Raw genomic sequence first — 15666 nt, 5'->3', positions numbered from 1 at the left:
CGGGCGTTCCGTTTCCTGCACGTTTCGCGCGTGTTTCTGCAGGATTGGCGCGGCGGACCGCTTCGTGGGTGGCCCCGGGTGTCAGCCCGCGCGCCGGAAGGCGGCGGGCGTGGTGTCCAGCTTGGCGCGCATCACGCGCGTCAGGTGTTCCTGGTGGGAGAAACCGCAGCGGACGGCCACGTCGGGGATGGGCACGGCCGTGGCGCGCAGCAGCCGCCGCGCATGGTCCAGCCGCAGCTGCAGCAGGAACTGGTGGGGGGACTTCCCGGTGCTGGTCCGGAACTGCCTGCTGAACTGGCTTGCGCTCAGGCCGGTGGCCGCGGCCAGGTCGGAGACGGGCAGCGGCTCGGAGATCCGCTCCTCCATCAGTTCCCGTGCGGACATGAGCTGCGGAACGGTCAGCCCCGACAACGCGCCGTCGCGATCCGCGGGGCGGCCGACCGTGTGCGCACGGGCGAGCTGCGCGGCGAGCGTACCGACCAGATGATCGACATAGGTGCGGGCGGAGGGCTCCCAGTGCCGCAGCGCACCGTCCAGGGCCAGCACGAGCTGCTCGACCAGTGGATCCGAGCCGCCCAGCTTCTCGGCGAGCTCCACCGGCTCGTGCCCGCCGTGGGCTTCCTGCAGGGCCGGGTCGCTGAGGTACAGATGGACGGTGTCGAGTCCCCCCTCGAGCTCGACGTCCAGCCCGCGACCCGCCGGGTGGAGGAACATCCCCCCGGCCGGAACCCGCCGGGTCCGTACCGACCGGCCGGACCGGCGCCGGACGGTCACCGGGCCGTCCAGGTGAAGGATCAGCAGGTGTGTGGGGGCAGCATCGAAGGATGCGTGGTACGGCCTTTCCCGCTGGGTGGACACGTACGCGTGCTCCCAGCCGAGACCCGAGCTGGTCCGGTCCGGGTTCACCCAGGACTGGCACAGGATGCCACTGGTGTCGAGGAGTCCCAGTTCAGACATGCTTGAGACCTCCGAGCCCGGTAGCGGTGCCCATGCGAGCCTCCCACGCGGTGGTGTGACAGATACTCTTTGTTGAATGCTAAATGATTGGGGTGCATTCCCTGCCGTGCTTGCGGCGGGTTTCCTGCGAGGGTGCCTGATGCGGAGGCGTTACGGCGGCGTTCCGGCGCAGGTGAGTATGGGCGTTCGGGCGGCGATCATCACGAAAAGGGCGCCTGACGGGCGTAAGCCCTGGTCAGGCGCCTTCATCGGCCCCCGGGGCCGTCACGATCGACGGTCGTGACCGATCGGAGTCGTCCGGTCACTGCCGCAGGGCCCCCGATGTGAGGTGTTTCCTGTACCAGGCGTAGGTCTCGGCGAGGCCCTCCGGCAGGCCGATGCGCGGTGACCAGCCCAGCGCAGTGAGACGGGAGACGTCGAGGAGCTTGCGCGGGGTGCCGTCCGGCTGAGCCGCATCCCACTCGATGGACCCCTGGTAGCCGACGACCTCTGCCACCAGCTCCGCGGTCTCCCGGATTGTCAGGTCCGTGCCGGTTCCGACGTTGACCGGGCCGCTCGCGTCGTAGCGCTCCAGCAGGTGCAGGCATGCCCGGGCGAGGTCGTCCACGTGCAGGAACTCGCGGCGGGGCATCCCGGTACCCCAGTTCACCACCCGCCGACCTCCTGCCTCGTGGGCCTCGTGGAAGCGCCGGATCAGCGACGGCAGTACGTGGGAGTGCTCTGGATGGAAGTTGTCCCCGGGGCCGTACAGGTTGGTCGGCATGGCACAGATCCACGGCAGGCCGTACTGCCGTCGTACCGCCTGCACCTGCTGGATCCCGGCAATCTTGGCGATGGCGTAGGCGTCGTTGGTCGGCTCCAGCGCGCCCGTCAGCAGTGCCTCCTCGCGGATGGGCTGGTCGGCGAATTTCGGGTAGATGCAACTGGACCCCAGGAACAGCAGCCGCTGCACTCCCTGCTCCAGGGCCGCGTCCAGCACATTGACCTGGATCCGCAGGTTGTCGGAGATGAATGTGGCGGGCTGGGTGGCATTGGCCTTGATCCCGCCCACGCGCGCCGCGGCCAGCACCACCACGTCCGGTCGCGTGGCCGCGAACCAGTCGAGGACGGCACGGCGCTCGCGCAGGTCCAGTTCCGCGGAGCGGGGGCCGACCACGTCGGTGAAGCCCTCCCGGACCAGGTGCCGTCGCACGGCCGAACCGACGAGCCCACGGCTTCCGGCCACGAACACGCGCGCCGAGCGGTCGAGAGGGCGGTGAGTCCGGCCGTGGCCCACCGAGGTCATGGTGGTCACCGCTGAACGCTCGGTTCGGCGGTCACAGGGCGCGTCCCGTCCTGGAGTACTTCCTCCGCACGCGTGACCTGGACGTCCGTGACCTGGACGTCCCGTTCTCCCCCTGGAGTCGGCAGAGCCGGAGCGGTGTCGATGGACGGTGCGGGTCTGCCGACGCGCACCAGCCCGCCCAGCTTGGAGAGGCGGCCGGTCGTGTGGCTCTGCGGACGGTATTCGTAGGCGTAGCCATGGGCGCCGCGCTCCTCCTTCGCGGACGCCATGTTGAGGACCGTGCCGAGCACGGAGGCACCGACGTGCTGCAGTGTGCGGAGGGCCTCGCCGACCTGGTCGCGGCTGGTGCGTGAAGCACGTACCACCAGCAGGTAACCGTCGACGGCGGAGGCGATCACGGACGCGTCCGCGACCGGGAGTACCGGAGCGGTGTCCACCACGACATGGTCGAACTTCTCCGCGAGGGCGAGCAGCGCGGCCCTCAGCTGTTCGCTGCCCAGCAGCTCGGTGGGGTTGGGCGGAACGGAGCCGCTGGTCAGCACGGAGAAGGTGACCGTCGACTGCAGCACCTGCTCCACCTCGGCCTGGCCGATCAACGCGGTGGTGAGCCCGGCGTCCCGGACCAGCCCCAGGATGCGGGCGGTGGAAGGACGGCGCAGATCGGTGTCGACCAAACACACCGAGGCGCCGGTCTCGGCCAGTGTCGCGGCCAGGTTGATCGCGACAGTGGTCTTTCCCTCACCGGACAGCGGGCTGGTCACCGCGATCACTTTCGGCGGCCGGTCCACGTCCACGAACTGCAGGTTGGTGCGCAGCCGCCGGAAGCCCTCGGCACGCAGTCCGTGCACGTCGTCGCGCACCGCCACCAGATGCCTGGTGGTCTGTGGGTCATGCACGATGCTGCCCAGTACGGGCGGCCCGCCGAACCCGGCCAGGAACTCGGTCAGAGCCTGGGTGCTGCGTACCGAGGTGTCCAGGGTTTCCCTTGCCAGGGCGAAGACCGCTCCGAGGGCCAGTCCGGCCAGCAGCCCGAGGGCGAGGTTCACGATGGGACGCGGGGAGAAGGGCGCGGACGGCACGGAGGCCGGCTCCGTGACACTCAGCCGCACGGGGGACGTCTCGGCGCCCACCGGGCGTTCGAGACTGCGGATCACGTTGGCGAAGCGATCGGCAACAGCATTGCTGATCCGCGCGGCCCGCTCCGGCCGGGTGTCGGTGACGGTGAGTCGGAGCAGCACCGTGTCGGGCTGGACCGTCGCGCTGATTCTGCCGCTCAGCTGAGTCGGCGACATGTCGAGCTTCAGCTCCTTCACGACATGCCGGGTCACCAGAGGGCTCGCCGCCACCTCTGCGTACGACTGCACGCGAGCCTGCGTGAAGAGGTTCCCCTGCGCGAGCTGAGCCGTGTCGGCGTCGGTTCCGCCCTGCAGGGAGACGAAGAGCTTCGCGCCGGCCCGGTATTCGGGGACCGCGGTGTAGGTGACGAGTGCGCCGACGGCCGTACCGAGCACGGTCAGCACGGTGATGGCGCACCAGCGGCGAGAGAGGACTCGTAGGTAGTCACGCAGGTCCAAGGTGTCCGTCCCCGGTCGGATCCAGTGAGGGCAGCCCTCACCTTACGGAGCAAAGGGGCAAAAATTGCAGAACGCCACAATCCGCCAAAAAGGCATGAGTTGTCCCTACACTGATCGAGGTGTCGGGGCGCCCACCTGCACAGGAGAATTCCGTCCACTTTCGACACCCACCCCCAGCTAAGGAGTGCGTGTGACCGTCAAGACGGCGCTCATCACCGGCATCACGGGCCAGGACGGTTCCTACCTCGCAGAGCTGCTGCTGGACAAGGGCTACCGGGTCCACGGAATCGTCCGCCGCGCCTCCACGTTCAACACGCAGCGCATCGACCACCTCTACCGTGATCCGCACGACCCCGAGGCCCGCCTCTTCCTGCACTACGGCGACCTCACCGACGGGACCCGCATCGCAGGACTGCTGGAGCAGGTGCAGCCGGACGAGGTGTACCACCTTGCCGCCCAGTCGCATGTGCGCGTGTCGTTCGACGAGCCCGAATTCACCGGGGACACCACGGGGCTGGGTACCACGCGGCTGCTGGAGGCCATCAGGAGGACGGGCCTTCCCTGCCGCTTCTACCAGGCGTCCAGCTCGGAGATGTTCGGGGCGGCAGCGCCGCCCCAGCACGAGCACACCGCTTTCCATCCTCGGTCGCCCTACGGGGCGGCCAAGGTGTACGCGTACTGGGTCACCCGTAACTACCGGGAGGCGTACGGCCTCTATGCCGTCAACGGCATCCTGTTCAATCACGAGTCTCCGCGCCGTGGTCCGACGTTCGTGACCCGCAAGGCGGCCGTGGCCGCCGCGCGGATCAAGGCCGGCCTGGAGGACGTGCTCCACCTCGGCAACCTCGATGCCCGCCGGGACTGGGGATACGCCGCCGAGTACGTCGAGGCGATGTGGCTGATGCTGCAACAGGAGGGTCCGGACGACTACGTCGTTGCCACAGGCACGAGCTACAGCGTGCGTGACTTCGTCGAGCAGTGCTTCGCTCACGTCGGCCTGGACTGGCGTGACCACGTGCGCTTCGACGAGCGCTACCTGCGCCCGACCGAGGTCGATCACCTGGTCGGGGATGCCTCCAAGGCCGAGCGGCTTCTCGGCTGGCGTGCGACTGTGCGCGCCCCGGAGCTGGCCCGTCTGATGGTCGACGCGGAACTCAGCGCTCTTGGGCACACCGTCGGGCCCGGTGGCCAGGCTGCTCCGCCCATCGTCCCCGCTCCGGCCGTGCGGTGACCCGGTGCCCCTCGATCACGTCGCGCCCGACGACGCCCCGGGCGCCGTCGCCGTCCTGATGACCTGTCACAACCGTCGGGACAGCACCCTTGCGGCCATCGCCTCGCTGCATGTCCAGACCGGCCTTCCGGCCGGCACCCGCTTGACCGTTCACCTTGTCGATGCCGGCAGCGTCGACGGAACGGCAGTTGATGTGCGGGCCGCATTCCCGGACACCGACGTGGTCACGGTCGGTGCGGACGTCTACTGGGGCACCGGGACCAGGATCGCCGCGACCCGGGCGGACCCCTCGGCCCACGTCGTGTGGCTCAACGACGACGTGGTCCTCGACCGTGGAGCGCTCGCCGCGCTGCTGCGCACCGCCTCCCCGCTGGATCGCCCGGCCGTCGCTGTCGGCGCCATGCGGTCCGGCGACGGCACTCGCACCACCTACAGCGGCTATCGAGTCGTCCGCGCCGACCTGCACCCTCCTCGTCTGGAGCGGATCGAGCCGGATGCCCGCCAGCCGAAGCCGTGCGACACCTGCAATGGCAACGCGGTCCTGGTCACTGCCCGCGCCAGGCACATGCTGGGGGATCTCGACCCCGCCTTCCCTCACCGTATGGGCGACCACGACTACGGGCTCCGCGCTCGACGGGCCGGCATCCCGGTGCTGCTTGCCCCCGGCCACGTGGGCACCTGCGACGACAACCCACCGCTCGCCCACGGCACTTCGGCCGAGCCCGGCATCGGGGCGCGCACCGCGCTGCGTCGGCTGGTCTCACTACGGGAGCAGCCGCCGGGACCCTGGTGGCGGTATTGCTGCCGTCACCTCGGCCCCTGGGCCCCGCTGGTCTTCTGCTCCCCGTACCTGAAGACCGCCCTGCGGTCCACCGTGCGCCGGGCTCGAGCCCTGCCACGGCATCGCCCCACGTTCCTTCGAGCGGATCCATGAGTACTCCGGCACGTGTCCGGACGGACGACTGACCGTGCGGGCGGCTGCGGGACACCGGCTCCCTCCGCGCGCTTTCCCACACCCCAGGACGGATCACGGTGCGACACCTTCCCGTTGACCCGCACACCCTGCTGACGCTGTTCACGGCACTCCCGCTCGTCGGGCTGCTGCTGTGGGTCTTCGCCCGGCACTGCGGGACCGCCATCGGGCTGCTGCTGGGCACACAGGTCTGGGCCGTCGCCGCCGGCGGACAGACAGCCGCCCTCGACATCGGTGTGCGTGTGTACCCGATGGACGTCCTGGCCGTCTGCGCGCTCTGTGTCGCACTGGTGCGTCTGTGGCGCGGCGGCCTGACTGGTCACGCGGGGTTGTTGCCTCTCCTGACGCTGGTCGCTCTTACCGGATGGTCGACCCTGCGGGGGATCGCCAACTTCGGTCTCCAGGCCGCGGGCAACGACTCCCGGGTCTATTTCTGGTATTTCCTCGCCATCGCCCTCTACACGGCCACCGCGCCCCTGGGCACCTCACTGAGTCGGATCGTCACCCGGGCCTGGCTGGCCTCCGCGGCAGCGTATGCGTTGTTGAGCCTGGCCGGTTGGGCGGGCCGCGGACTGCATTCGGTGACCACGCGCGTCACGGTCGATGGGGTGACGGTCGACCCCAGACCTGTGCCTGCCGGCGCGGCGCTCGTCCTGGCGCAGGGCGCGATGCTCCTGCTGTGCCCGCTCGTGTCCGCCTCGTCCACTGCCGGCTCGTCAGGCCATCACCCTCCGACGCGCACGCGGCAAGCGCGCGGCCGATCGCTGCTGGCCTTGTTGCTTCTCGTCCTCGTCGCCTTGCTGCAGCACCGCACCGTGTGGGTGGCTGCTGCGGCCATGGCGATCGCATGGTGGGTGTTGCGTCCTGCTCGAACCGGGCAGCGCGTGGCGTCCGCGATCGCAGGGGTGACGGTGCTCTTCTCGGCAGTACTGCTTTACTCCGTTGGAGCCTTCGGTGCGATCGGAGGTGCTCTCACGGACTCCTTCATGGAGACACAGGGCACGCACAGCACGTTCGTCTGGCGGGTCCTCGGCTGGCAGGATCTGCTGAACGCGCCGCGCTCTGCAGCCCAGTGGCTGTTCGGCGCCCCGTTCGGCTCCGGCTACGAGCGGTCCATCGCGGGCGGGCTCGTCACCGTCTCTCCGCATGACTACTACCTGCACGTCGTACTGCGCCTGGGTCTGGTCGGACTGGGGGCGCTGCTGGTCCTGTACGTCCTGGCGTGGCGGCGGTCCGTCCAGGCAGGATCCGGGACCCTGGCTCTGCGCCTGGCGATCATCGGCCAGTTGGTGCTCTTTGTCGCCTACTCGGCGTTGCCCGAGCAGGCGGTGCTGCTGGGGCTGTGCCTGTGGCAGGCGCGAGTCTCCGCAGTCGGCGAGCGCCGGCAGCCGTCGCCCGGTCGACTCGGCGCGGATACTTGTACCGCAGAGACTGTTCTTCATACGGCAGCCGTTGTGCCCCGACCCTCATCCGTCCCGGACAGCGTCAATGCTGCACCACCCTCAGCTCGCTCGTGCTGAGGGTGGTGCCGAGCCGGGAGTGGGAGGTGCGGCGTGTAAACACCGCAATTGACATGAAAGAACGCCAAGTGACCGAGAATGCACGAGTGACTCTTCTTCATCGTGCTCGCAAAACAGCACAGCGCTTCGGCATCGACGTGAGCCGATTCCCGGAGTGTTCCTTCGATTACCGCGTGGTGCAGTTGCTACGCGGCTTCGGTATCGATGTGGTTCTCGACGTGGGGGCGAACTGCGGCCAGTACGGGGTAATGCTGCGGCGGTTCGGATACCAGGGCCGGATCGTATCCTTTGAACCGTTGAACGGTCCGCTCAAGACTCTGCGCCAGAGGGCGGTGGCGGATCCGCTGTGGACGGTGTTCCCCTGCGCGCTGGGTGACGAGAGATCCACCGTCACCGTCAACGTAGCCGGCAACAGCGGATTGAGCAGCTCCATTCTCTCTATGCTGCCCCGGCATGCCAAGGCATGTCCGGAGTCCCGCTACGTGGACCGCCAGGAGGCCGAGCAGTATCGTCTCGACGCCCTGTGGTCGCAGGTGGCCGGACCAAATGATCGGATCTTCCTCAAGCTCGACGTTCAGGGATACGAGGAACGTGTTCTGCACGGAGCCGGGGAGCTCATCGACCGTTGCCATGGGCTGCAGATGGAGACTTCCTTGGTGCCGTTGTATGAGGGCAGCCTGGTGTTCGGTCAGGTTCTGGACCTGGCGCAGAAGCTCGGTTTCACCTTGATGGCCGTGGTACCCGGCTTCATCGATCGCCGGAGTGGCCAGATGCTTCAATGTGATGCGGTCTTCCTCCGGGACTCCGCTCGGGATTCTCGCACCTGTTGAATTCCTCGACTCGGGCCTCTCAGTTTCTGCCTCGTCGCGAGGGTGTGTCAGATCTCTGTCGGCAAGAAGCTGAGTTAGCCTGGTGATTCGGCGCGCACTGTGCCAGGGGATGCCGATATTCTCACTTCTCATTGAGCGATCTGGCGTCGTGCACCTTCCCCGCCCCGTGCCTTTGCAGCAAGTTGAGGAGAGGCATCATGCCGCATCCCGGATTCTTTGTTCATCGTCTTCCCGTCGGGCCCGTGATGCCTGACCGGGACGCGCTCCTGCTCGAGCTCTGCGCCGGGCGCCGTGTGCTGCACATCGGCTGCGCCGACTCGCCGTTGACTGCCGAAAGGTTGGACGACGGGTCAATCCTCCATGCCAAGCTGCTGAAGACTGCCTCCGCTGTTCTCGGATCGGACATCGACGCCCGTGGCGTCGAGCTCCTGCGGGAACGACTGGGTGGGGAATACGCCGTTATGGACGTCACCGACCAGGACGCCAGATCCATCGCCGCCCGGTTCAAGCCAGAGATCGTCCTGGCAGGAGATGTCATTGAACACGTACGTGACGCCGCATCGTTTCTTCGTGGCATTGCAGACCTGATGCGGGAAGCAGGAAGCGGAGCCGAGTTGATCCTCTCGACTCCGAACGGACTTGCTTTCAAAGGCGTTGTCAATACGATGAAAGGCCTGGAGAGCATCCACCCCGACCACGTGTACGTGTTCACCCCTGCTTCGTTGGCACGCCTGGTGTCGGACTGCGGGCTGCACCCGAGCCGATGGCTGTTTTACCACGTTCTCGGATCGGGCAAGAGAGTTCGCGAGCGCTTCCTGCGGGCTGCCTCCCATGCTGCGGTGAAATTGCGGCCCGCGTTCTCGGAGGGGCTGGTCCTCGTGTGCAAGGAATCCGCACCCTGACCACATGAAGCGGGTCAACGGTGCTGGAGTTCCCACTTCGTGCGCGGCGTGAGGCGGTTCCTTTGTGAAGCTCGCTGATGCAGATCACTCTCCTGGGGCCGGGCCCCGGTCGGCTCTCAACTGGCTGAAGTGGAACTGTTCCGGCTCGGCCGTGCTCCTGCTGCTCCAGCTGGGATACGCCACCTACACCGGTCGAGCGGTGACGCCCGGCGCATTCGGCGCGTACGCCGTCGCCCTCACCGTGATCCAGTTGCTCGGCTATGTGTCCAACGCCGGGTTGGCAACGTATGTGCTGCGGGTCGGTGTGCTGACCCGGCCGGCCGCTTATGCTGCCGGGCGACTCGGGACCATCTGCGGCATCGTCTGTTTCACACTGATCGAGACGACTGCTCCGCTGCTCGGGGCGCTATGGCAGATGCATGAAATGCCGTCCATGCTGCGGTTGCTGGGCTGCCAATTCCTCGTCCAGCCTGCAGCTGCGGTGGCGGTCGCCACATTGCGTCGCCTGGGGCAGGCACGCGCGGCGGTGACGTGTGAACTGGCAGGCCAGGCAAGTGGCATCGTTGCCGGTGTCACGTTGATCGCTCTCGGGTGGAACCCGCTGGGGCTCGCGGCCGCACAGCCTTCGGCAGCGGTGGTCGCCCTGGCACTCGTCGCGGGCCGGTTCGTCGCCCGCCCCGTGCTGCCCCCCGGCCCGCCGGTCAAGGTGCGCCACCTCGTGGCGCCTTCCAGCTTTCTGACCGGCTTCGGTCTTCTGGAGTTCGTCAGCAACAGTTCGCCGACGTGGGTTGTGGGGCGGTTGTTCGGGGCGGACGCCACCGGGGCCTACTCCCGCGCTTCCTACTTCGTCGGTCTCCCTTCCCAGGTTCTGTTCCAGGGACTGAACTCCGCAGCCACTCCCTTGCTTGCCGAGCGGCGTGAGTCGGGCCGTCTCGCGGGCAGCCGCACGACGGAATACATCGTGTGCACGGCTTCGGCTGCCACCTTCTTCGGCTTCGGAGCACTGTGCGGGCTCGGGCCGGCGGCGCTCGAACTGCTGCTCGGCCCGGGCTGGGGGCTGGCCACCGCGCTGGTGCCACTCACCGCAGCAGGTGCCGGCATGGCGCTTATGTGCCGATCAGGCATGATCATCGATCAGGTCCGACATGCGACCAGTGCCGTGCTGGTGACACAGTTGGCGGTGCTGGTCACCACACTCGTGGGAGTCGGCGTGGCGGCCGTGGCGCACAGTCTCGCTCTGCTTGCCGCCGCGGCAACCCTGGGGCAAGCCGCCGGACACCTGGTCCAGCTCATCGGCTGGCACCGTGCCGACCTGCTGCCCGCACGTGTGGCCTTGCGCATTCATTCGATCCATGCGGGCATTGGCGCTCTGCTCGGGGGTGCGGCCACTCTGGGCAGCTACGGTCGGCCCCCGGCGGCCGCGATCGGGTGCGGCCTGGCCTGCATGCTGCCGGTTGTCGCGCTCTGCGCCCTTGTGCGCGACCGGATGCCGCTGCACGCAGTGGCCGTTGCCGCAGGAATTCTGCGCTCTCGAGGAGACGGCCCCGGTGGCCCGAGGCAAGTCGAAGCACGGATTCGGCTGAGTACGACCGCCCCTGGCGACGTGAAAGGAAAGTGACCATGCATATCGGGTTTGCGGGGCCCATCGATCTCACGATGCTCCGCAGCTACGTGCCGGAGGAGGTCCCAGGTGTCTATTCCTTCCCGTACACCGGCTGGCTGGTTCGCACGTGGCTGGATCAAGGGCACCGCGTGACCGTGTATGCCCTGAGCGCCGAACTGAGAGAGCGCCGCGTGTACGGGGACGGCAATCGACTAAAGATTGTCGCCGTGCCGCAGCGGCCCAGAGCCAGACATCGCGCGCGTGACTTCTTCCGTGTCGAGCGCAGTGGTTTGGCCACCGGCATGCGTGAGCACCCCGCTGACGTGATCAGTGCCCATTGGACCTACGAGTTCGCCCTGGCGGCAAGTGACACAGGGCTGCCGTCATGCGTCACCGCGCACGACGCTCCGCTCCGCTCGGCCTGGGAAATGCGCAGCGCCTATCGTTGGTTGCGCCACAGCCTGGCCCTGCCCGCCGTGCATAGAGCCACTTCCCTGAGTGCCGTCAGTCCGTACACGGCACGCCATGTACGTCGCTGTCTCGGCGTCCAGCGTCATATCGAAGTGATCCCCAACGGCCTGATGCTCGATGCACTTCCTCGCGCTGAGGCACCACGCTGCCACGGCGATCCGGTATTCGCATCAGCGCTTCGAGGATGGGGACGCCTGAAGAATGGAACCGGGCTGCTGCAAGCCTTCCGAATCGTGCGAGAAACCCTGCCAGCAGCACGGCTTCTGGTGTTCGGCGATGGATTCGGCCCTGGCGGGCCTGCGGAGAAGTGGGCCAACGAGCAGGGCCTCCGTGAAGGGGTGGAGTTCATTGGACCCACCGACCACGCCATGATGCTTCAGCGCCTCGCGCGAGAGGCAGACGTATTGGTACACCCGTCCCGGGTGGAGTGTTTTCCTTTGACCATCCTCGAGGCCATGGCCATCGGCGTTCCGGTTGTGGCAGGCGCCCGCAGCGGAGGAGTTCCCTGGGTTCTCAATGGTGGGCTGGCGGGTGTTCTGACAGACATCGGTGACCCCGCAACTTTGGCCTTGAGCATGACAGCACTTTTCCGAGACCACGAACGCCGCGCGCTGCTCGCTGAGCGGGCCCGGAAGCATGTTGCGGACAACTTCCAGCTCCAGGACGTGGCTCGTGCCTACATCGACTGGTTCGGGAAGGTCAGCTGAGGCCAACGAAACGGTGCAGATCAGTTATGTGCCACCGGGACAAGCGTTTAACCCGCTGACTCTCACACGTTCGGCTCAGAACAGCGGACGAGTGGGCGTGTCATCAAAGCCGGTCTACTCCCACATCGAACCATTGGCCACAGAAGCGAACTGGTTCAGGAAGGTCCCCATGTCACAGCCGAATCTCGCGAGACACTACGACATCAAGTACGCGGCAGATGCAACGGATGAGGCGCCCACCCCGCTCAGTCTCGACCAGCCACTGCCCACGGATCGGTTTTCTGCGGCCGTGGCCGAGCTCCCGCGGCGGCTCCCGAAGGATGCGGACATCCTGGAGTTGGGTGCCGGCAACGGGCTGATGGCCCAAAGTCTGCTTGCAGGGGGTGTTTCGATTGGTTCCTACACGCTCGGTGACTTGTCGGCCGCGCGCATGGCGGGACTGCGCCGGAACTTTACCGACTCCCGGTTCCGCTTCGTGCAGACGGACGCGGAGCATCCGTCTGCGACCGTTCAGGGACCCTTCGATGCTGTCCTGATGCTGGCGCTCATCGAGCATCTCGTCGATCCACTCAGGGCTATGATCGATATTCGCTCGCTCCTCAAACCCGGCGGATTCGTCTACCTGGACACGCCCAACCTCGCCAAATGGACACGGCGAGCCAAGCTCGCGCTGGGGTACTTCCCCTCCACCGCCTCCACCAACGAAGGGCTCACGACGTACGACGGCCGTGAGGTGGACCTTTATGACGAAGGCCACCTGCACTACTTCACCTACCGGTCGCTGGAGCTCATGCTGACCCGTCGTTGCGGCTTTTCTCGGGTGGTGCGCACCGGCTACTACATGGGGCCACGGCTCATCGATGCCCGTGTGGGAACTCGCCTGGCTCGCTGGCGCCCGACCATGTTCTCGGAGGTCGCCTGCTTCGCCTACGCATAGGGCTGTCCGACGGGCTCGGGTGGTTTCCCGATCAGCCGCAGCAAGCCGTCGCAGAAGCGTTCAGCCATGCCTTCGACGGTGTATCTCTCGGCGTCCTCCCTACAGGAGGCACGGAGTGACGCCAGTCGCTCGGCGTCCTGCAGCAGTGCAGTGACGGTCACCGCGTAGGCGGAAGGGTCGTCCGGGGTGATCACGGCGTTCCGGCCGTTGGTCAGGTACTCGAACTCGGGGGCGTGCCACGGCCAGTCGGTCGTGATGATCGGGGTGCGCAGAGCGAAGGAGTCCACTGCGCACAGCCCGACCCGGCCGGGCATCAACATGACGTCGCTGACCGACCCCAGCAGCGCGACGAGTGGTCCGGTCGCCCGGCCCATCGGCACCACCGGACTGCCGGGGCGGGACGCGGCGTCGTCCACCAGCTTTCGGTCGGCGCCGTCTCCGGCAATCAGCAGACGGAAGCCGGGGAGAGCGTCGGCGATTCGCCCAGCGGCCTCCAAGACGAAAGGGATCCGTTTGGGCGCATCCAGACCGCCGAGGAACAACGCGGTGCGGCCGGCGGCCAAGCCGTAACGCTTGCGCAGGAGTGCCCCCTCGGCGTACTCCGCGGTCCCCGGATGTCCGGCTCGGTCCCGGGTGGCAGCCAGCGCAGTGGTGTCGGTGGAGTTGCGTACCACGGTGATCCGTTCGGAGGGGAACCCTCCGGCGGCGACATGGGCGGCTCCACCTTCGGTGTAGGCAAAGAACCACGCGCCTCGTCGTGTCAGCGTGCTCTTGACGGAGGTTTCGAGGCGACTCGGCGGCTTTGTGTAGGTCCTGCCATGTCCCCAGAAGGCCACCTCGGGACCACGCCCAGTTGCTCGTCCCACCAGTTGCCTGAGCAGGATCGGGTATGCCTCCAGATTGTGAAGTGCCTGCTCCAGCACAATCACATCGGCGCCGGCCGCCTGGCGGCGCACCTGACGCCACATCAGGGAACGTCCGCCGGGAATGGTCAGACGTCGCACGGGCACTTCCACCGCGCAGGAACAGGAAGAGGCGTCCTGCCGGGCAGCCTGCTCCCGCGGTGCGGGGCCGTGGAGCACATTCAAGGCAACGCCCTCGGCGTGCAGGCTTGCCTGCAGGCTGTCGAAGAAGGACGTCCTGTATCCGGGGACATACGGTTGTACCACCACGACATGCCGTCGGGTATCCCTCATGCTCGGCACACCGCCTCCGTCACGGAGGCCGGCTGCAGGCCGGCCGATTGGTTCATGGCCTGCGCATAAACAGCCTCCACGCCCGCTGTCCAGCGGCGCACACTGTAGCGATCGGCATGCGTGCGGCGGCAGTGTTCTCGCAGTCCAGGGAAGTGCATGCGCGCTGAAGTGAGTGCGTGCGGCAGTTCATCCGCGCCTCTGTAGACCGCACCCGTCCCGTCCCTGCGTACGCTGTCCGCCGCTGCCGATCCTGAGAGGGCGAGCACGGGTACCCCTGCGGCCAGCGCTTCCTGGCATACGAGGGCTGCGGCCGTCTCGGGGCAGACGCTGGGGAAGACCAGACCGGTGTAGCACGGCAGCCGGGAAGCGATTTCCCTGCGCGAGAACGTACCCAGGAACCGCACCCTCATGGGCGCGATTTCCCTGCAGGCCGGCTCCAACGGTCCGGAGCCGATGACGTCGAGAGGTTCGCTGTCCGGCCAATTCCGCAGGAGGGGCAGGATGCCCTTCTCCGCGCTCAGCCGGCCGACGTACACCCAGCGATGGACTGTTCCCGTCGCCTCCACTGCGGCTTCGGTGGGGCGAACCTGGCCTCCGGCCCCGACGAAGTTGGGGACCAGGGAAAGCTTTTCCGCCGGAACTCCGAAACGGAGATAGAGAGCCCGGCTGCGCTCGGAGAGCGCGACCAACCGTTCTGCGCGACGCAGCAGAGGGTGGGCCGCCGCACCGGCTCGGCCTGCCCAGGCAAGGGGGAGTGTGGCGCTGCGTGCGCCCCGGTAGCAACCGTGCCGCAGCCCTGTCCACGGGTCACCGTCAGGGCATGCAGTGCACATCTGCCCGTTACGGAAGAGCGTCCCGGCCGCGCAGGCCGGGCGGTAGTTGTGGAGCGTGGCGACGAGAGCACCAGGCCACCGGGACAGCCAGTCAGTTGCGAAATTGGGGAAGAGATTGTGGACATGCACGATATCGGGAGCAAACCGGCTGAGGGTGTCCAGCGGTGACCGGCCGAAGCCGGTGGCTACCCGCACTGCCGCGCGCAGGGCGTATCCCGGCTCGGCCTGCAAAGCATCGGTATGTGCGGCAACCACGGCGACTTCATGTCCAGCGGCACGGAGGGCCTCCGCCTGGTCCAGCACGGCGGCGTTCTCCCCGCTGGGTTGACGGGACGAGTAGAAGCTGTGTACCAGCGCCACGCGATAGGGCGGTGAATCCTTCGGCGGAGTATCGACCCGGAGCTGGGCTGTCTCGTTCACCCTGAGCGTCACGTCTAGTCCTCGGCTGGAGGTCGCTTGCGGTGGTGGGAGCCGTCGGATGCTGCCTCGTGCGGCAGTTCCGAAGGCATCGGGGGTCTTTCGCTCTCCGGAAGGCGAGTCGGGCCGGACGTCGTGGGCCGTGGTGGGCGAACACCATGCCGACCGTGTATGTGCATTGAGCCCTCCTCTCTTTCTCATGGCACAGCCAGATGGTTGAGTGAGCGAGA

General features: G+C 67.3%; 13 protein-coding genes. 8 read left to right on the top strand and 5 right to left on the bottom strand.

What is annotated here, in order from left to right:
- Positions 1-81: 81 nt before the first annotated feature.
- The 3 genes from ABT078_RS30610 to ABT078_RS30600 all read right to left on the bottom strand — a co-directional run bounded on the left by ABT078_RS30610 (position 82) and on the right by ABT078_RS30600 (position 3816).
- Positions 82-957 carry a helix-turn-helix domain-containing protein gene (locus tag ABT078_RS30610; protein WP_351233408.1) on the bottom strand — a complete coding sequence of 292 codons (876 nt, stop codon included), beginning with the start codon at positions 955-957 and terminating at the stop codon, positions 82-84.
- A gap of 301 nt (positions 958-1258) precedes the next feature.
- Positions 1259-2242, bottom strand: coding sequence for a GDP-L-fucose synthase family protein (locus tag ABT078_RS30605; protein ID WP_351233458.1), 984 nt, complete (start codon positions 2240-2242; stop codon positions 1259-1261).
- Between the two features lie 5 nt (positions 2243-2247).
- Positions 2248-3816, bottom strand: a complete 1569-nt coding sequence (locus ABT078_RS30600) for a tyrosine-protein kinase domain-containing protein (protein WP_351233406.1) — start codon at positions 3814-3816, stop codon at positions 2248-2250.
- Between the two features lie 190 nt (positions 3817-4006).
- Here ABT078_RS30600 and gmd point away from each other — a divergent pair, with 190 nt between their 5' ends.
- The 8 genes from gmd (at position 4007) to ABT078_RS30560 (ending at position 12990) form a co-directional block, all read left to right on the top strand.
- Complete coding sequence (gene gmd / locus ABT078_RS30595) at positions 4007-5047, top strand: GDP-mannose 4,6-dehydratase (protein ID WP_351233404.1); 1041 nt, start codon at positions 4007-4009, stop codon at positions 5045-5047.
- 4 nt (positions 5048-5051) lie between these two features.
- The gene (locus ABT078_RS30590; RefSeq protein WP_351233401.1) at positions 5052-5981 is read left to right on the top strand and encodes a glycosyltransferase family 2 protein; all 930 of its coding nucleotides are present in this window, start codon (positions 5052-5054) and stop codon (positions 5979-5981) included.
- Between the two features lie 98 nt (positions 5982-6079).
- Positions 6080-7540, top strand: coding sequence for an O-antigen ligase family protein (locus ABT078_RS30585; protein ID WP_351233399.1), 1461 nt, complete (start codon positions 6080-6082; stop codon positions 7538-7540).
- A gap of 68 nt (positions 7541-7608) precedes the next feature.
- Positions 7609-8370: an FkbM family methyltransferase gene (locus ABT078_RS30580; protein ID WP_351233396.1), complete on the top strand. Its 762-nt coding sequence runs from the start codon at positions 7609-7611 to the stop codon at positions 8368-8370.
- Positions 8371-8567: 197 nt separating this feature from the next.
- Entirely contained in the window at positions 8568-9272 is a 705-nt protein-coding gene (locus ABT078_RS30575) for a class I SAM-dependent methyltransferase (RefSeq protein WP_351233394.1), read from the top strand.
- 151 nt (positions 9273-9423) lie between these two features.
- Complete coding sequence (locus ABT078_RS30570) at positions 9424-10890, top strand: oligosaccharide flippase family protein (RefSeq protein ID WP_351233392.1); 1467 nt, start codon at positions 9424-9426, stop codon at positions 10888-10890.
- Between the two features lie 2 nt (positions 10891-10892).
- Positions 10893-12053, top strand: a complete 1161-nt coding sequence (locus ABT078_RS30565; protein ID WP_351233390.1) for a glycosyltransferase family 4 protein — start codon at positions 10893-10895, stop codon at positions 12051-12053.
- 169 nt (positions 12054-12222) lie between these two features.
- Positions 12223-12990 carry a class I SAM-dependent methyltransferase gene (locus ABT078_RS30560; RefSeq protein WP_351233388.1) on the top strand — a complete coding sequence of 256 codons (768 nt, stop codon included), beginning with the start codon at positions 12223-12225 and terminating at the stop codon, positions 12988-12990.
- Here ABT078_RS30560 and ABT078_RS30555 read toward each other — a convergent pair.
- Together ABT078_RS30555 and ABT078_RS30550 are read right to left on the bottom strand one after the other, a co-directional pair.
- The gene (locus tag ABT078_RS30555) at positions 12981-13994 is read right to left on the bottom strand and encodes a glycosyltransferase family 4 protein (RefSeq protein WP_351233386.1); all 1014 of its coding nucleotides are present in this window, start codon (positions 13992-13994) and stop codon (positions 12981-12983) included. The genes ABT078_RS30560 and ABT078_RS30555 overlap by 10 nt on opposite strands.
- Positions 13995-14182: 188 nt before the next feature.
- Positions 14183-15379, bottom strand: coding sequence for a glycosyltransferase family 4 protein (locus ABT078_RS30550; RefSeq protein ID WP_351233384.1), 1197 nt, complete (start codon positions 15377-15379; stop codon positions 14183-14185).
- Positions 15380-15666: the final 287 nt, after the last annotated feature.

Source organism: Streptomyces sp. NPDC002133, assembly GCF_040296405.1.
Lineage (GTDB): Bacteria > Actinomycetota > Actinomycetes > Streptomycetales > Streptomycetaceae > Streptomyces.
Note: the sequence above shows the minus strand (reverse complement) of the source record. Positions and strands in the feature narration are given on the sequence as shown.

What these genes read in the sequence shown, in the direction of transcription:
- ABT078_RS30610 (WP_351233408.1), bottom strand. Translation starts at nt 957, where the DNA reads ATGTCTGAACTGGGACTCCTCGACACCAGTGGCATCCTGTGCCAGTCC.
- ABT078_RS30605 (WP_351233458.1), bottom strand. Translation starts at nt 2,242, where the DNA reads ATGACCTCGGTGGGCCACGGCCGGACTCACCGCCCTCTCGACCGCTCG.
- ABT078_RS30575 (WP_351233394.1), top strand. Translation starts at nt 8,568, where the DNA reads ATGCCGCATCCCGGATTCTTTGTTCATCGTCTTCCCGTCGGGCCCGTG.
- ABT078_RS30565 (WP_351233390.1), top strand. Translation starts at nt 10,893, where the DNA reads ATGCATATCGGGTTTGCGGGGCCCATCGATCTCACGATGCTCCGCAGC.
- ABT078_RS30560 (WP_351233388.1), top strand. Translation starts at nt 12,223, where the DNA reads ATGTCACAGCCGAATCTCGCGAGACACTACGACATCAAGTACGCGGCA.